Source organism: Nonomuraea cypriaca (assembly GCF_015645445.1).
GTDB classification, from domain to species: Bacteria; Actinomycetota; Actinomycetes; order Streptosporangiales; family Streptosporangiaceae; genus Nonomuraea; species Nonomuraea cypriaca.
This window is the reverse complement of record NZ_JADOGI010000047.1, coordinates 18,061-32,994: the sequence shown is the minus strand read 5'-3', so window position 1 is coordinate 32,994 and position 14,934 is coordinate 18,061. Positions and strand designations below refer to the sequence as shown.

14 protein-coding genes are annotated in these 14,934 nt (G+C 71.2%); 9 read left to right on the top strand and 5 right to left on the bottom strand.

All coding sequences use genetic code 11. The annotated features are described in order from the left end of the window. Positions 1-7: 7 nt before the first annotated feature. Positions 8-1,354: a cytochrome ubiquinol oxidase subunit I gene (locus ITP53_RS17775; protein ID WP_195896514.1), complete on the bottom strand. Its 1,347-nt coding sequence runs from the start codon at positions 1,352-1,354 to the stop codon at positions 8-10. Positions 1,355-1,507: 153 nt separating this feature from the next. On the opposite strand from ITP53_RS17775, the gene ITP53_RS17770 reads away from it, so the two are divergent. The 3 genes from ITP53_RS17770 (at position 1,508) to ITP53_RS17760 (ending at position 3,888) form a co-directional block, all read left to right on the top strand. Next, positions 1,508-2,188, top strand: coding sequence for an SRPBCC family protein (locus tag ITP53_RS17770; protein ID WP_195896513.1), 681 nt, complete (start codon positions 1,508-1,510; stop codon positions 2,186-2,188). A 50-nt stretch (positions 2,189-2,238) separates the two neighbouring features. Then, the gene (locus tag ITP53_RS17765) at positions 2,239-3,135 is read left to right on the top strand and encodes a hypothetical protein (RefSeq protein WP_195896512.1); all 897 of its coding nucleotides are present in this window, start codon (positions 2,239-2,241) and stop codon (positions 3,133-3,135) included. Between the two features lie 84 nt (positions 3,136-3,219). After that, on the top strand, positions 3,220-3,888 hold the full coding sequence (locus tag ITP53_RS17760) for a DsbA family oxidoreductase (RefSeq protein ID WP_195896511.1): 669 nt from the start codon (positions 3,220-3,222) through the stop codon (positions 3,886-3,888). A 13-nt stretch (positions 3,889-3,901) separates the two neighbouring features. On the opposite strand, the gene ITP53_RS17755 is transcribed toward ITP53_RS17760, so the two are convergent. Then, positions 3,902-4,546: a thymidine kinase gene (locus ITP53_RS17755; protein WP_195896510.1), complete on the bottom strand. Its 645-nt coding sequence runs from the start codon at positions 4,544-4,546 to the stop codon at positions 3,902-3,904. Positions 4,547-4,622: 76 nt separating this feature from the next. Between ITP53_RS17755 and ITP53_RS17750 the strand changes: the two genes are divergently transcribed. From ITP53_RS17750 to ITP53_RS17740, 3 genes are read left to right on the top strand one after another with little or no spacing between them, the layout of a single operon-like run. After that, positions 4,623-5,006 carry a hypothetical protein gene (locus tag ITP53_RS17750; protein ID WP_195896509.1) on the top strand — a complete coding sequence of 128 codons (384 nt, stop codon included), beginning with the start codon at positions 4,623-4,625 and terminating at the stop codon, positions 5,004-5,006. A gap of 6 nt (positions 5,007-5,012) precedes the next feature. Then, positions 5,013-7,013, top strand: coding sequence for a hydantoinase/oxoprolinase family protein (locus ITP53_RS17745; protein ID WP_195896508.1), 2,001 nt, complete (start codon positions 5,013-5,015; stop codon positions 7,011-7,013). Beyond that, on the top strand, positions 7,006-8,814 hold the full coding sequence (locus ITP53_RS17740) for a hydantoinase B/oxoprolinase family protein (RefSeq protein WP_195896507.1): 1,809 nt from the start codon (positions 7,006-7,008) through the stop codon (positions 8,812-8,814). The genes ITP53_RS17745 and ITP53_RS17740 overlap by 8 nt, the downstream gene beginning before the upstream one ends. Positions 8,815-8,891: 77 nt before the next feature. Here ITP53_RS17740 and ITP53_RS17735 read toward each other — a convergent pair whose 3' ends face one another. Continuing rightward, positions 8,892-9,368 carry a nitroreductase family deazaflavin-dependent oxidoreductase gene (locus ITP53_RS17735; protein WP_195896506.1) on the bottom strand — a complete coding sequence of 159 codons (477 nt, stop codon included), beginning with the start codon at positions 9,366-9,368 and terminating at the stop codon, positions 8,892-8,894. Between the two features lie 220 nt (positions 9,369-9,588). Between ITP53_RS17735 and ITP53_RS17730 the strand changes: the two genes are divergently transcribed. Then, on the top strand, positions 9,589-10,266 hold the full coding sequence (locus ITP53_RS17730) for a histidine phosphatase family protein (protein WP_195896505.1): 678 nt from the start codon (positions 9,589-9,591) through the stop codon (positions 10,264-10,266). Between the two features lie 55 nt (positions 10,267-10,321). On the opposite strand, the gene ITP53_RS17725 is transcribed toward ITP53_RS17730, so the two are convergent. Further along, positions 10,322-10,852, bottom strand: coding sequence for a uridine kinase family protein (locus ITP53_RS17725; protein ID WP_195896504.1), 531 nt, complete (start codon positions 10,850-10,852; stop codon positions 10,322-10,324). 78 nt (positions 10,853-10,930) lie between these two features. On the opposite strand from ITP53_RS17725, the gene ITP53_RS17720 reads away from it, so the two are divergent. Beyond that, a complete protein-coding gene (locus ITP53_RS17720; protein ID WP_195896503.1) occupies positions 10,931-12,088 on the top strand; it encodes a CaiB/BaiF CoA transferase family protein in 1,158 nt (385 codons plus the stop codon). 74 nt (positions 12,089-12,162) lie between these two features. Next, complete coding sequence (locus ITP53_RS17715; protein ID WP_195896502.1) at positions 12,163-13,674, top strand: carboxyl transferase domain-containing protein; 1,512 nt, start codon at positions 12,163-12,165, stop codon at positions 13,672-13,674. Positions 13,675-13,758: 84 nt separating this feature from the next. Here the strand turns inward: ITP53_RS17715 and ITP53_RS17710 are convergent, their stop codons facing one another. Then, positions 13,759-14,925, bottom strand: coding sequence for a pyridoxal phosphate-dependent aminotransferase (locus tag ITP53_RS17710; RefSeq protein WP_195896501.1), 1,167 nt, complete (start codon positions 14,923-14,925; stop codon positions 13,759-13,761). Between the last annotated feature and the right edge of the window lie 9 nt (positions 14,926-14,934).

The following is a 14,934-nucleotide window of genomic DNA, read 5'->3' as shown; positions in this document are numbered from 1 at the left end:
TTGTCCCTCAGTACATCAGTGACGGCTGGCGCTGCTCGGCCACGGGGACGGCCGGGTCCCGCTCCTCGACGCCCTGGCGGACGTGCCTGCGCAGGAGCACGACCTCGGCCACGGCGAGGGTGCCGTACAGCAGCGTGAAGATCGTCAGCGAGGTGGCCACCTCGCCCAGGCTCACCCCCGGCGACACGCTGGAGGCGGTCAGCAACTCGCCCGCGACCGTCCACGGCTGGCGGCCGATCTCGCTCAGCAGCCAGCCGGCGATCACCGCGACCAGCGGCAGCGGCAGGGCGAGCAGCAGCGCTCGCGACAACCAGTGGGGGAACGGCCGCCGCCGTCTCGTCAGCCAGAGGCCCAGCACCGACAGCCCCACCGTGGCCAGTCCGAAGCCGATCATCACCCGGAACGACCAGAAGACGATCGTCTGGTCGGGCCGGTAGTCGCCGGGGCCGAACCGCTGCTCGAAGCGCCGTTGCAGGTCCTCGGTGCCCTGGACGGTCGCGTCGGGGTCGTTGGTGGCCAGGAAGCTGAGGACCTGGGGGATCTCGATGCCCGGGGCGACCGAGAGGGGCGCACCCGCCGTGTCCCGCTCCAGGCCCTCGGCGGAGGCCAGCTTCATCGGCTGCTGGTCGTACATCAGCTTGGCCGACATGTCGCCGGTGCCCGCGACGACGGCCCCCGCGATCGCCGTCATGACCAGCGCGGCGCGGGCGGCGCTGCGCCACATCGCGGCGCGCGTCCGCAGCAGCCAGTAGCCGCACACGGCCAGCACGAACCCGCCCGCCACGATGAACGCCGCCCCGATCACGTGCGGGACCTGGGCGAGCGCCGTGGAGTTGGTCAGCACCGCCCACAGGTCCGTCATCCTGGCCTTGCCGTCCACGACCTCGTAGCCGACCGGGTGCTTCATCCAGGCGTTGGCCGCGAGGATGAAGTAGGCCGACAGATTGGACCCGATCGCGGCCGCCCAGATGCACGCGAGATGCACCTTCTTCGGCAACCGGTCCCAGCCGAAGATCCACAGCCCCAGGAACGTGGACTCCATGAAGAAGGCCAGCAACGCCTCCATCGCCAGCGGCGCCCCGAAGACGTCACCGACGAACGTGGAGTATTCGCTCCAGTTCATCCCGAACTGGAACTCCTGCACGATGCCGGTGACCACGCCCATGGCGAAGTTGATCAGGAACAGCTTCCCGAAGAACTTCGTGAGCTTCAGGTAGTGCTCTTTTCCCGTGCGGTGCCAGGCCGTCTGGAGGCCGGCCACGAAGATCCCCAGACCGATGGTCAGGGGTACGAACAGAAAGTGGTACACGGTGGTGACCCCGAACTGCCACCGCGCCAGGTCAAGTGCGTCCATCGTTCCCCGTCGACTCTCGAGCTCTACAAGCTGTAGTTCATCTACTTTCAGTAGTACTACAAGCTGTAGAGCAATGTGCTGCGACCTTGGTCACACGTCCGCCGTGGGGGTGATTCGCCGACAACGCCGGTGCCGGCTGCCTAAAGTGGCGTCATGAGACTGGCGGGCAGCGCCGTGATCGGCGTACAGAGGGATCGAGTGTGGGCGGCGCTCCAGGATCCGGCGGTGCTGGTGCGCACCATCCCGGGCTGCGAGCGCCTGGAGGCGACCGGGCCTGACACCTACAAGATGACCGTCAACGCGGGTGTCGCGTCCCTCAAGGGCGTCTACCAGGGGGAGGTCGCGCTGGCCGATCCGCTGGCGCCCGAGAGCTTCACCATCAAGGCCAGGGGGCAGGGCGCGCCTGGCACGGTGGACGCCACCGTACTGATCAGGCTGAGCGAGGTCGACGGCGGGACGCGGGTGGACTACGACGCCGACGCGGTCGTCGGCGGGACGATCGGCGGGGTCGGGCAGCGCATGCTCGGCTCGGCGGCCAAGCGTACGGCGGGCCAGTTCTTCGCGGCCGTCGAAGAGCACCTGCGCGCGCCGGTCGCCGCCGCCGTCGCGCCGGAGCAGCCGGCCGGAGTCGCGGTCACCGGCGTGGGCGTGACGACTGAGGCCGGCGCGACGACCCCGGCGGAAGCCGCCGTCTACCAGCGGCCTCCCAAGGAACGTACGGAGACGCGGCCGTGGGTTCTGCTGGCGTCGTTCGGGATGGGCGCGGGCATCACCCTCACCAGCGTCGTGATCGGCTGGCTCCTCGGCCGCGCCTCCCGCGCCCGCCGCCCCTGAGCCCCGTCCGGGCTCTCGCGGAAAAGGATCTCCGGGCGTAGCGTGGCGGTATGCGGCAGGCACACGCTGAAGACGCACGGACCGAGGCCAGGCGGGTCGTACGCAACCTCCTGGGTGAGGAACGCCCCACCGCCGACATGCTGATCGCTGACGTGCGCCCGGTCCTCGGTGACGACCGGACCGACCGCTTGCTCGAGCTCGCGCTCGGCGCCTCACTCACCCGGCGCTCGGCCGAGCTGGCCGCCATCGCCGCGCTGCTGGTGGGCATCAGGGAGCTGGGCGTGGAATGGTGGACGCGGTCCAGGGGCGGCAAGTTGCCGCCGCCCGACGAGGTGGTGCGTACGGCCGTCGCGATCGAGCCGTGGACCGACCTGACCGCGCTCGAAATGCTCGCCGCCTGGATCGCCGACGACGCCGCCGACCAGCTGTGGGGCCAGCCGGTCGCCCAGGTCGACCTCAACTCCTGGCAGGCCGAGGACCGCTTCGACCTGCCGCCCGGGGTCAAGCCCGGGCAGCGGCTCGTGGTCCACTTCGACGCCGGCGGGCGGCTGGACGCGGTCGTCACCCGGCGGCCCGACGAGGATCTCGGTTCCAACCTGGACTTCCACTCCCTGCGCTACTCCCGGCCCGCCGAGGCGCAGTGGAGCTGGGGGGTCGCGGCCGGACTCGGGCCGCACCGGCTGCCGGGGGAGAGCCCCGACCCGTACGCGCGTGAGGTGCCGGCCGCGGCCGTGGGCGTCCTGCGTGCCTGGGCCGTGCGGCACGGCGCCACGAGGGAGCAGCTCGGCGAGCGGTGGGACACGGTGGGCGACGTGGTGGCCGCCATCGAACGCGTGGACTGGATGTGGCGCAGCGGCGAATGGTTCGGCTGGTGGCGCGGCGCCTCCGCCCTGGTGGACGACTCGGCCTACCTCCCCTACCGGCTGGAGGAGCTCGCCGCCGGCTGAGCCGCGCCGGGAAACACCCCGATGTCAGGCGGATGGGGGTGCCGGGGAGGAATCGGCGGTGGGGGCCGGTGGTTGAGGTCGTACATGAAGGTTGAGATTTTCTCCGATGTCGTGTGCCCGTGGTGTTACATCGGCCACGTACGGTTCGCTCGGGCGGCTGAGCGGTTCCGTGCCAAGGGTGGTCACCTCGAGGTGACGGTGCGGCCGTTCCAGCTCAATCCCGACGCGCCCGTGGAAGCGGAGCCGCTGATCCCGGCGCTCGAGCGGAAGTTCGGGCCGGACGCGCGCCAGATGACCGAACGCGTCATCGAGGCCGCCACCTCCGAGGGGCTGGAGATGGACTACGACAAGGCCGTCAGCTCCAACACGTTCGAGGCGCACCGGCTGATCGAGGTCGCCGCGCGGCAGGGGCTCGGCACGGAGATGACCGAGCGGCTGTTCAGGGCGTACTTCAGCGAAGGGCTGAACGTCGGAGACGCGCAGGTCCTGGGCAGGCTGGCCGCCGAGGCCGGGGTTCAGGACGGCGGCGAGGGCGCGGAGAGCGTTCGCGAGCAACTCGCCAGGGCGCGGGCGCTCGGGGTCACGGGGGTGCCGCTGTTCCTGTTCGAGGAGAAGTTCGCGGTGTCGGGCGCGCAGCCCGAGGAGACCTTCGCGGCGGCGATCGACGAGGTGGCCGAGCGGACCGGGCAGACGCCGATCACTCAGCTCGCGGGGCCCGGGGACGGCTGCGACGACGGTTCCTGCTCCGTCTGAGCCGGGGCCCGGACTACAGAGACGCGTGCGGGCCTTCGCCGAGGCGGCCCGAGCGGTGGTGGCGGCGGCAGAGGACCTGGTAGCGGACGCGTGAGGCGTCGGTGTCGCCGATCACGACCTGCTCTCCGGTACGCGCCATCGACCCGCCCACGATTCTGGCGTTCAGCTGACCTGGCCGCCCGCACCAGCACAGCACCTCGACCTGCAGCCGGCACACCTCGTCGGCCAGTTCGAACAGGCGCTGCGCGGCGGGGAACATCACCGACCGGAAGTCGGAGGCGAGCCCGAACGCGTACACGTCCACGCCATGATCGTCGACCAGGTCGGCGAGCTGCTCGATCTGCTCGACCGAGTAGAAGCAGGCCTCGTCGCAGATCAGGTAGTCGATCCTGTCCTTCGCGGTCACCAGCCGTACGAGATCGAGGGAGTCCTCCACCTCGATCGCCTGGAGCCCGAGCCCTATCCTGCTGGTGACCTTGGGCCCGCCCGAGCGGTCGTGCTTGGTCAGGACCAGGCCGCGCCGCCCCTGCCGGCCGTGGTTGTAGTTCATCTGGAGCGCCAAGGTGGATTTCCCGCAGTCCATGGGGCCGAAGTAGAACTTGAGTACGGCATCCCTGGCGCCAGACGGCACCGCAGACAAGGCAGACAGTTCGGTCACGGGAGGCCAGCTTAGTGGCTTGGCTTGTTCCATGACCTCGTGGGACATTTCTCCCCTGGAGTTACAGGAGGAACATGTGGTCACCGACAATCCACCGGCCGAGCCACCAGCACTGGACGCGATGATGAATCCGGACGACCTCACGGCCGCGCAGGCCGACGCCACCCGCTGGCGCTACGGGTTCCTCGTCGTCGTGGCCGGCATCGCCGCGGTCCTGATCGCGTTCGGCGCCGCGGTGTTCGCCACCAGGGAGTTCGCCGCGCTGTTCGCCGGAGTGGCCGGGGTGATCGGCACCATCATCGGTGCCTACTTCGGCGTGCAGGCGGGACAGTCGGGGAAGGCCAGGGTGGAGGCGGAGCTGGCCAGGTCGCAGGAGATGGTCGTACGCCTGGCCGCGTACGTCGGCACCGAGAACGCGCCCCGGGTCATCGACGAAGTGCTCGGCCGTCGCCGGAGCTGAGGAGCCATGCGCAGCGTACGTATCGGAGTGGACACCGGAGGCACCTTCACCGACATCGTGGCGGTGGACGAGCAGACCGGTGAGATCCTCACCACCAAGACACCATCGACCCCCGCGAACCCGGCGGACGGCTTCCTCGCCGGCATCGAGAAGCTGGGCCGGCTCGACGTGAGCGCGATCGTGCACGGCACCACGGTCGCCACGAACCAGTTGCTGGAAGAGCGGATCGAGAACCTCGGCTTCATCACCACGGAGGGATTCGAGTTCGTCCTGGAGATCGCCAGGCAGAGTGTGCCCGACGGCTACGGCAACTCCTACTTCTGGGTCAAGCCGCCCAGGATCGTGCCCGTGCACCTGGTGAAGACCGTCGGCGGGCGGCTCGACCACCTGGGCGCCGAGGTGCGCCCGTTCTCGGAGGAGCAGGCCGTCGAGGTGGCGCGCTGGTTCCGGGCCAGGGGCGTCACCGCGATCGGGGTCTGCTTCCTGCACTCCTACGCCAACCCGGAGCACGAGCGGCGCATGCGCGAGGTGCTGTGGCGTGAGCACCCCGAGGCGGTGATCTCCCTGTCGAGCGACGTGCTGCGCGAATACCGCGAGTACGAGCGCTCGATCACCACCCTCGTCGACGCCGCCGTCAAACCGTCCATGCGCGGCTACATCGCGAACCTGTCGAACCGGCTCGGCATGCCGTTCTCCGTCATGAAGTCCAACGGCGGCGTCCTGTCGGCCCGCGAGGTCGTGAACCAGCCGATCACCACCGTGCTGTCAGGACCGGCGGCGGGCGCGCTCGGCGCGGCGCTCATCGCCTCCACGGCCGGGCACGAGTTCGTGATCACCCTGGACGGCGGCGGCACCTCGACCGACGTGGCCGTGGTCATCGGCGGCGAGCCGTCCATCACCACGGAGGGGTCCGTCGGCCGTTATCCGTGCAAGATCCCGATGATCGACATCGTCACCGTGGGCGCGGGCGGCGGCTCGGTCGCGTGGATCTCGCGCGAGGGCACGCTGAAGGTCGGGCCCAGGTCCGCCGGCGCCGACCCCGGGCCGCTCTGCTACGGCAAGGGCGGCACGGAGGTGACGGTGACGGACGCGCACGTGTTCCTCGGCCGGATCCCGCCGCACCTGCTGGGGGGCGAGATACCGCTGGACGCCGACGCCGCTCGTACCGGCGTCGAGGCGCTCGCGGACAAGCTCGGCCTCACTCCCGAGCGGACGGCGACCGGGATCCTGGAGATCAGCGCGTTCAACCAGAGCAACGCGATCAGGCAGCTGACCGTCAAGCGGGGGCTGGACGTGCGGGACTTCCCGCTGGTGACGTTCGGCGGTTCCGGGCCGCTGCTGGCCTGCCGGCTGATCGACGTCCTCGGGCTGCGCTCGGTGATCGTCCCGCGCGATCCAGGGAACGTGTCGGCGTTCGGGCTGCTCACCGTTGACGTCAAGAACGACTACGTCCGTACGTACGTCACCCGCGACCTCTCGCTCGGCAAGGCCGCCGAGATCTTCCACGACCTGGAGCATCAGGCGGGTGAAGCCCTGGACCGCGAGGGCTTCGACGAGCCGGTCTATCTGCGCAGCGCCGACCTGCGCTACTACGGGCAGGCTTACGAGGTCCGCGTCCCGGCCCCGGCCGGGGAGATCGACGATGACTGGCAGGCCGAGGTGATCGGCCGCTTCCACGAGGCCCACGAGAAGCTGTACGGGTACGCGTACCGCGACGATCCCCGGCACGCCGTCGAATGGGTGAACCTGCGCGTCTCCGGCGTCGGCCCCATCACCCGTCCGGCCATCCGCCAGCTGGAGAAGGGCGGCGACGGCGCCACGTCCGTCCGGCCCGTCCACTTCGACGAGACCCGCGACACCCCGATCCACCAGCGCGCCGCGCTGGGGCCGGGGGCCGTGGTCAAGGGCCCGGCGGTGATCGAGGAGTACGGCTCGACGATCCCGGTGCACCCCGGCTTCACCGCAAAGGTCGATATATACGGAAATGTGGAGATAGGTCGTGAGTGATCCCATTCTGGTGGAGATCGTCGAGGGGACGCTGGCCTCCGTCGAGAAGGAGGTCGAGACGGCCATCGCCCGCACGGCCCGCTCGCCGATGATCCGCGACGCGCACGACTTCCGCGCGGGCATCCACGACGTACGGCTGCGCAAGCTGACCGGCCGCTCCTACAGCGCCCTCGTCCAGCCGGTCGTGCGCGACTTCCCCGTCGAGACGATGAAGCCCGGCGACGTGTACTTCCACAACGACGTCTACCTGTCGGAAGGCGGCATCGGCCACCTGCCGGACCTGTGCGTCACGGTGCCGGTCTTCCACGAGGACGAGGTGGTCGCGTTCGTGCAGGCGTTCGGCCACCACGACGACATCGGCGGGGGAGTGCCGGGCTCCATGCCCTCGCACGCCCGGTCGGTGTTCGAGGAGGGCCTGATGGTCCCGCCGATCAAGCTGCGTGACCAGGGCGTGCCGAACGAGGCCGCGCTGCGCATCATGACCCGCAACTCGCGCATGCCCGACTCGCTCGCCGGGGACCTCGACGCCGAGTGCTCGGCCTGCCTGATGGGGGCGCGGCGGCTGGCCGAGCTGTTCGAGCGGTACGGCAGGCAGGCCGTCGAGGAGTGCTTCGACGCGATCATCGACAAGACCACGGAGACGTTCCGCAGGGAGTTGCTGGCGAAGATCCCCGAGGGGACGTACGTGTGGGAGGACTACGCCGAGCACGACGGCGTGGACGAGCCCAGACTGCACGCCCAGCGCATCACGCTCACGGTCGACGAGGCCGCGGAAACCCCGCTGACCATCGACTTCACCGGCACCTCGCCCCAGGCCAAGGGGCCGATCAACCACGCGGGCGACTACGCGGACGGGGTGTTCCTGAAGAAGTGGCTGGCCCCGGTGTTGCGCAACCTGGCGGACACGCCGGAGCGGATGGCGGAGCTGGACGTCAACGAGGGTGTCGTGCCGCTCATCAAGATGATCTTCCCGGAGAAGGGCACCCTGCTCACCCCGGTCTTCCCTGCCCCCACCAATGCCCGTACGTTCGTCATCCTGCGCCTGCTCGGCGTGCTCGCCGGCGTCCTGGCCAAGGCCACGGGCGGCCGCATGCCCGCCGACCAGGAGACCATCCGCTACACGGGCGTGTACGGCACGGACGCGGACGGGGCGCCGTACCTGATGCGCGAGGTCCTGGGCGGCGGCTCCGGCGGGCGCTGGTACGCGGACGGCGAGGACACCATCCACGTGGTGCCCGACTCGCGCAACATCCCGGTCGAGTTCGCCGAGGCGCGCTGGCCGTTCCGGGTCGAGCGGCTGGCCCTGGCCTGCGACTCCGGCGGCCCCGGGATGTACCGGGGCGGGCTGGGCTACGACAAGCACATCAGGATGCTGAGGGACGCGTCGTACATGTCCATCGCCGACCGGTCGATCCTGTCCTGCTGGGGCGTCAACGGCGGTCTCGCGGGGCGGCCGTTCCGGGTCGAGATCGCGGGCAAGGAGATGGAGGGGCTGGTGGACGACCACCCGGTGCAGGCCGGGGAGGTGATCAGGATCCGTACCACGGGTGGTGGCGGCTGGGGCTCGCCCTACGATCGCGACCCCCGGGCGGTGGCGGCCGACGTGCGGGACGGAAAGGTGTCGATCGCGGGCGCGCTCGGCGACTACGGCGTGGTCCTGGACGGGGACCGCATCGACGAGCAGGGCACGGCCGAACTCCGCGCCCGCCTGCGCCCCCGGGCCGACCGCTTCTTCGACCGGGGACCGGGCTACGCGAAGCTCTCGGGCGGCCGGACGTCCGCGGAGGTCGACGAGTTGTGAGCGGGGGGCCGCACGACCCGGCGTGGGACAGGACGGCTGAGCCCGCGTCAGGTCCCCCTGGCCAAGGTGCCTGGCGCTCAGACAGGCCGGGGGACGAACCGGATGAAGGGGATGCGTTGCCCGGCGGCCAGGAAGTCGGCCTCTGAGCCGTCGACCGAGAATCCCATCAGGCGTAGCAGCGCCATCGCCGTCCGGCGGTGCCGGGAGGCGTATCGGGTGAAGACCTCCGCTCCCTCCTCCTGGGAGAGCGGGAGGGCCTTGACCGGGATCGTCCGCGTCCCGATCTGGAGGGTGACGTCCGGCGTGTGCAGCACGTTGCGGTACCACGCGGCGGACGGCCCCCACCCCGAGGCGGCCACGAAGCCGCTCCGGCCCGCCTCGACGACCTCCAGGACGACCTGGCGGCGCTTACCGGTGACCCGGCCCACATGGTTGACCACCATGATGCGGTGGCCGAACACCCACCCCAGCCCCATCCGGTAGAGCCCGAGCGGCAGCCGGAACAGGAACCGGCCCACCCCCGCCGGGGGCGTCACCGTCTTGACGATCTCCATGCGCAGTCCTTCTCCAGAGCCGAGAGGTCCGACTGGAACAGGGTATTAGCGTCGCGGAAACATCCTGGGAGTGCACTGAGGGGGACTCACGAGAGGGTGAGGCATGCGAGCTGCCGGTGCCACTCGCTGACCGCCGGCAGCTCGGGCGCGAGCGCACTCCGGCGCCGCGACCCCGGAGTGCGCCGGGAGGACCCGCCGGCGTACGTGCCATGATGACGGCATGGGGCCGTCTCGGATCATCGCCGTACGACACGGGGAGAGCGAGGCCAACCTGGCCCACCAGCGGGCGGGCACGACCCCTCTGGTCTACGAGCGCGGCGACGACGAGGTGACGCTGACAGGGCTGGGCCGCGCGCAGGCGGCGGCGCTCGGGCGGCTGCTGGCGGTGCTCCCCGGCGACGAGGCGCCCGAACTGGTGTGGTGCTCGCCCTACCTGCGGGCGCTCGACACCTGGAAGATCGCCTGGGCGGCCTGGGCGGCCGGGCCGCTGCCGGTCACCGTGGACGAGCGGCTCAGGGACCAGGAGGCGGGGGAGTTCGCCCGGCTCAACCTGGCCGCCATCGCGGAGCGCCGTCCCGAGGAGCTGAGGCGGCGGGAGACCGAGGGCGCCTACGCCTACCGGCCGCCGGGCGGCGAGTCCCTCGCGGACGTCGTGGCGAGGCTCCGGGACTTCCTGGCGGACCTGGACGAGCGGGCCGGCGGGCGGCGGGTGCTGATCGTCGCCCACGACTCGGTGGTGCTCGGGCTGCGCCACGTCATCACCGGGAGTCCGGACGCGGAGCTGGCGGCCGTGCTGGAGTTCGCGCCGGTGCTGAACGCCTCCGTCTCCGTGTGGCGCGTCGACGGAAGCCGTTTCGAGCTCGTCCGCTTCAACGACGTCACCCACCTCGGCCCGTGAGCTCCCGCGGCCGGTCCACGTGTCCACCTCGGGCCGGTGAGCTCGGGGGGCCGGTTCACGTTTCCACGATCAGGTCGGCCCGGTCCCTGGTGCGATCCTCGGCGAACCACACCTTCTCGGCCGCGAACCACTCCCGCCAGCGCGGCTCCAGCTCGGGCCCGTCTCGCTCCATGACCCGCTCGAACCGCACCCACTCCGGGGCCTCCACCCAGACGGTGAACGCCGTCAGGCCGGCCGCCGAGGCGCGGGCGGTGCCGACGCCCTCGATGACGAGGACCGGCGCGACGGGCACGGACACCTCCTCGGCGTACGCCCCGCGCACCCAGTCGTACCTGCGGAAACGTCCTGGCAGGCCGTGCTGGAGCGGGCGGAGCACCTGGGACTCCAGCGCGTGGAACCACCCGCCGGGGCCGTCCTCCCACGGCACGGGGAAGTCGTCGCTGTGGATCACCTGGCAGCCCAGCGCCGCCGCCAGTCGCGCCGCGTACGTCGTCTTGCCCGCCCCCGCGGGCCCGTCCACGGCCACCAGCCGGACGGGGCCGCACGATGGCCGCCGCCGCATGACACGTCCGGCCAGCGTATTCACGGGGCCCAGGGTAGATGACTGCCGGGCGCCAACTGAGAGAATGTTCTTTCACTCCGATTTCAAGCAGGAGGTTTGATCTTGCTCGGACCCCTCGGTGACATCGTCGTGCTCGACTTGTCCAGGGCCCTGGCCGGGCCGCACGCCGCTCAGTTGCTCGGCGACCTGGGCGCTCGGGTGATCAAGGTGGAGCATCCGGACGGAGGTGACGAGTCGCGCGGATGGGGGCCGCCGTTCGTCGGGCCTGACCACGACATATCCACCTATTTCCTGGCAGCCAACCGTAACAAGCAGTCCATCGCCATCGACCTGAAATCCGCTGAGGGCAAGACCCTCATCGAGGGTCTCGTACACCAGAGCGACGTCCTCATCGAGAACTTCCGCACCGGCGTCCTCGACCGACTCGGCTTCTCCGTCGAGCGCCTGCACGAGCTCAACCCGCGCCTGGTCATCCTGTCCATCACCGGCTTCGGCCACGACGGCCCGGAGGGCGGCCGCCCCGGCTACGACCAGATCGCCCAGGGCGAGGGCGGGCTGATGTCGCTGACCGGCCCCTCGCCCGACGAGCCCTACCGCGTCGGCGCCTCCATCGCCGACCTGCTGGCCGGCATCCACGGCGCGTACGGCGTGGCAGGCGCGCTCTACGAACGCGAGCGCACGGGCAAGGGACGGGTCGTACGCACGTCGCTGCTTGCCGCGATCACCGGCGTGCACTCCTACCACGGCACCGCGTGGACGGTCGGCGGCAGGGTGCCCACCGCCAACGGCAACCACCACGCCTCCATCGCCCCCTACGGCGCTTTCCGCTGCGCCGACGGCATGCTGCAGATCGCCGCCGCCAACGAGGGCCAGTGGCGGAAGGTCGCCGCGCTGCTCGACATCGACCCCGGCGCGCCGAGATACGCGACGAACCGGGACAGGTTCGCCCACCGCGACGAGCTGATCGCCGACATGGAGAAGGCCCTGGCCGCCCACGACCGCGCCCACTGGCTGGCCAGGCTCGCCGAGGCCGGCGTGCCCGCGGGCGCGATCAGGACGCTCGACGAGGTCTACACCTGGGACCAGACCCGCTCACAGGGCCTGCTCATCGAGGTGGACCACCCGGTGCTCGGGAAAATCCGGCTGCCAGGGCCGCCGCTGCGCTTCGACGGGCTGACCGGGACGGAGCACACCGCGCCGCCCGCGCTCGGCCAGGACGGCGACGCGGTGCTCGCCTGGTTGCGAGAGCGAGAGGAATGATCCGTATTTCATGGCACCGGTTCGTGCCCTCGTGCGTCAACATTGCAACGCTGGCCGACTTCTAGGGAGTGATAGTGAGCCGTCCGGACGCGCGCACACTGATCGAAACGGTCCTCGACCGGGGATCGTGGAAGTCGTGGGACGCGCCGCCCGCCGACCCGGCGGAGCCGGGCTCCTCCTATGCCGACGAGCTGGCCGCGGCCCGCGTCAAGTCGGGCTACGACGAGGCGCTGATCACCGGTGAGGGGCTGCTGGGCGGCCGCCGGGTGGCCATGGTGGCGTGCGAGTTCTCGTTCATGGCGGGGTCGATCGGGGTGGCGGCGGCCGAGCGGTTCGCGGTCGCGGTCGAGCGGGCGACCCGCGAGAGGCTGCCGCTGCTGGCCGCGCCCGCCTCGGGCGGCACCCGGATGCAGGAGGGTTCGCTGGCGTTCGTCCAGATGGTGAAGATCACCGCGGCGATCCAGGCGCACCGGGCCGTCGGCCTCCCGTACCTCGTCTACCTGCGGCATCCGACCACCGGCGGGGTGCTCGCGTCGTGGGGGTCGCTCGGGCACGTCACGGTGGCCGAGCCGGGCGCGCTGATCGGGTTCCTGGGGCCGCGGGTGTTCGAGTCGTTGCACGGCTACGCGTTCCCCGAAGGCGTCCAGGTCTCGGAGAATCTGCACCGCCGGGGGCTGCTCGACGCTGTGGTGTCGGCCGACGAGGCGCGGGAGGTCGCGATCAGGGCGCTCGCGGTGCTCGCCGCGGACAGGTCCGCCATCGAGGCGGGCACGCCTCCCGAGGAGGATCTGCGGCCCGTGGAGGCGTGGGAGGCCATCACCCGCTCGCGCCGCGACGACCGGCCAGGCGTCCGCGCCCTGCTCAAGCTGGCGGCCACCGACGTGACCCTGCTCAGCGGAACGGGGGCGGGGCCCAACGAGCCGGGGCTGCTGCTCGCGCTGGCCAGGTTCGGCAGCGCGCCGGCCGTGGTGCTCGGCCACAACCGGCGCGTGCAGCGGGCCGACTCGCCGCTCGGCCCGGCCGGGCTCCGGGTGGCCAGGCGCGGCATGCGGCTGGCCGCCGAGCTGGGCCTGCCGCTGGTCACCGTGGTCGACACGGCCGGGGCCGACCTGTCGAAGGCGGCCGAGGAGGGCGGGCTGGCCGCCGAGATCGCCCGCTGCCTGGCCGAGCTGGTCATCCTCGACGCGCCGACCGTCTGCCTGCTGCTCGGCGAGGGTGCCGGCGGCGCGGCCCTGGCGCTGCTGCCGGCCGACCGGGTGCTGTGCGCGCAGCACGCGTGGCTGTCACCGCTGCCGCCTGAGGGCGCCTCCGCCATCCTCTACCGATCCGTCGACTTCGCTCCCGAGATCGCCCAGGCGCAGCATGTCCGCGCGACCGACCTGCGCAGGCAGGGCATCGTGGACCGGGTCATCCCCGAGTTGCCCGACGCCGCGTACGAGCCGAGGCGGTTCTGCGAGCGGGTGGGGCGGGCGCTGGAGTACGAGATCGCGCGGCTGCTCGAGGTGCCCCCTGCGGACCGCCGCGCGGACCGCCAGGCCCGCTACCGCTCCCTCGGCACCCCCCGGCCCAGGGAGGCGCGCGACTGAGCGCCCCCTGGGCGCGGGATGGAGCACACCGGCCGTGGGCGCGGGCCTGAGCAACCCGGGGGCTCCGGGGGCGCGGCGGGGGTGTCAGTGGGACAGGCGCTTCAGGCGGGCCACCGCCTCGTCGATGACGTGTTCCCGCTTGCAGAAGGCGAACCTGACGAAATGGCGTCCGCGCTCCGGGCTGTGGTAGAAGACCTGGGTCGGGATCGCCACCACCCCGGCCAGCTCGGGCAGGCGCCGGGTGAGCTCCAGGCCGTCGGAGAAGCCCAGCGGGCGGATGTCCGTCTGCACGAAGTACGTCCCCGACGGCTTGAGCACGCCGAACCCGGCCGCAGCCAGCCCCTCCATCAGCCGGTCACGCCGGTCCTGCAGACCTGAGCACAGCGCGGACACCCAGTCGAGCTGGTGCCGCAGCGCGTACGCCACCGCGAGCTGCCATGGCCCGCTCGCCGTGAAGGTGAGGAACTGCTTGACCGTCTGCACCGCGGTGACCAGCGGCGCGGGGGCGCACACCCAGCCGGTCTTCCAGCCGGTGACCGAGAACGTCTTGCCCGCCGAGGAGATCATCAGCGTGCGCTCGCGCATGCCGGGCAGGGTGGCCAGCGGGATGTGCTCGACCCCGTCGAACGTGAGGTGCTCGTACACTTCGTCAGTGATCGCCACCACGTCGCGCTCCTGGCACAGCTCCGCGATGACCGTGAGCTCAGCCCGCGTGAACACGGTCCCCGTCGGGTTGTGCGGCGAGTTGACGAGGATGGCGCGCGTGCGGGGTGTGACGGCGGCGCGCAGCTCGCCGGGGTCGAAGGTGAAGCGGCCCGCGACGGGCCGCATCGTGACGGGCACCAGCTTGGCGTGGGCCAGCGCGATCGACGCGGCGTAGGAGTCGTAGTACGGCTCGAACGCGATCACCTCGTCCCCCGGCTCGCACAGCGCCAGCACACTGGCCGCGATCGCCTCGGTGGCGCCCACCGTGACGAGGATCTCGCCCGCCGGGTCGTAGGAGAGGCCGTAGTGGTCGGCGTGGTGGCCGGAGACCGCCCGGCGCAGCTCGATGGTGCCGGGCCCGGGGGGATACTGGTTGCCGCCCGAGGTGATCGCCTGGACCGCGAAGTCGAGCATCGACGCCGGCCCGTCGGTGTCAGGGAAGCCCTGGCCGAGATTGATCGATCCGCTCTCCAGGGCGAGCGCGCTCATCTCCGCGAAGATCGTCGTGCCGAAGTCGCGCATCCTTGCAACAAGTGGTTCCGTCACGACCCCAGA

What these genes read in the sequence shown, in the direction of transcription:
- ITP53_RS17775 (WP_195896514.1), bottom strand. Translation starts at nt 1,354, where the DNA reads ATGGACGCACTTGACCTGGCGCGGTGGCAGTTCGGGGTCACCACCGTG.
- ITP53_RS17770 (WP_195896513.1), top strand. Translation starts at nt 1,508, where the DNA reads ATGAGACTGGCGGGCAGCGCCGTGATCGGCGTACAGAGGGATCGAGTG.
- ITP53_RS17765 (WP_195896512.1), top strand. Translation starts at nt 2,239, where the DNA reads ATGCGGCAGGCACACGCTGAAGACGCACGGACCGAGGCCAGGCGGGTC.
- ITP53_RS17760 (WP_195896511.1), top strand. Translation starts at nt 3,220, where the DNA reads ATGAAGGTTGAGATTTTCTCCGATGTCGTGTGCCCGTGGTGTTACATC.
- ITP53_RS17745 (WP_195896508.1), top strand. Translation starts at nt 5,013, where the DNA reads ATGCGCAGCGTACGTATCGGAGTGGACACCGGAGGCACCTTCACCGAC.
- ITP53_RS17735 (WP_195896506.1), bottom strand. Translation starts at nt 9,368, where the DNA reads ATGGAGATCGTCAAGACGGTGACGCCCCCGGCGGGGGTGGGCCGGTTC.
- ITP53_RS17730 (WP_195896505.1), top strand. Translation starts at nt 9,589, where the DNA reads ATGGGGCCGTCTCGGATCATCGCCGTACGACACGGGGAGAGCGAGGCC.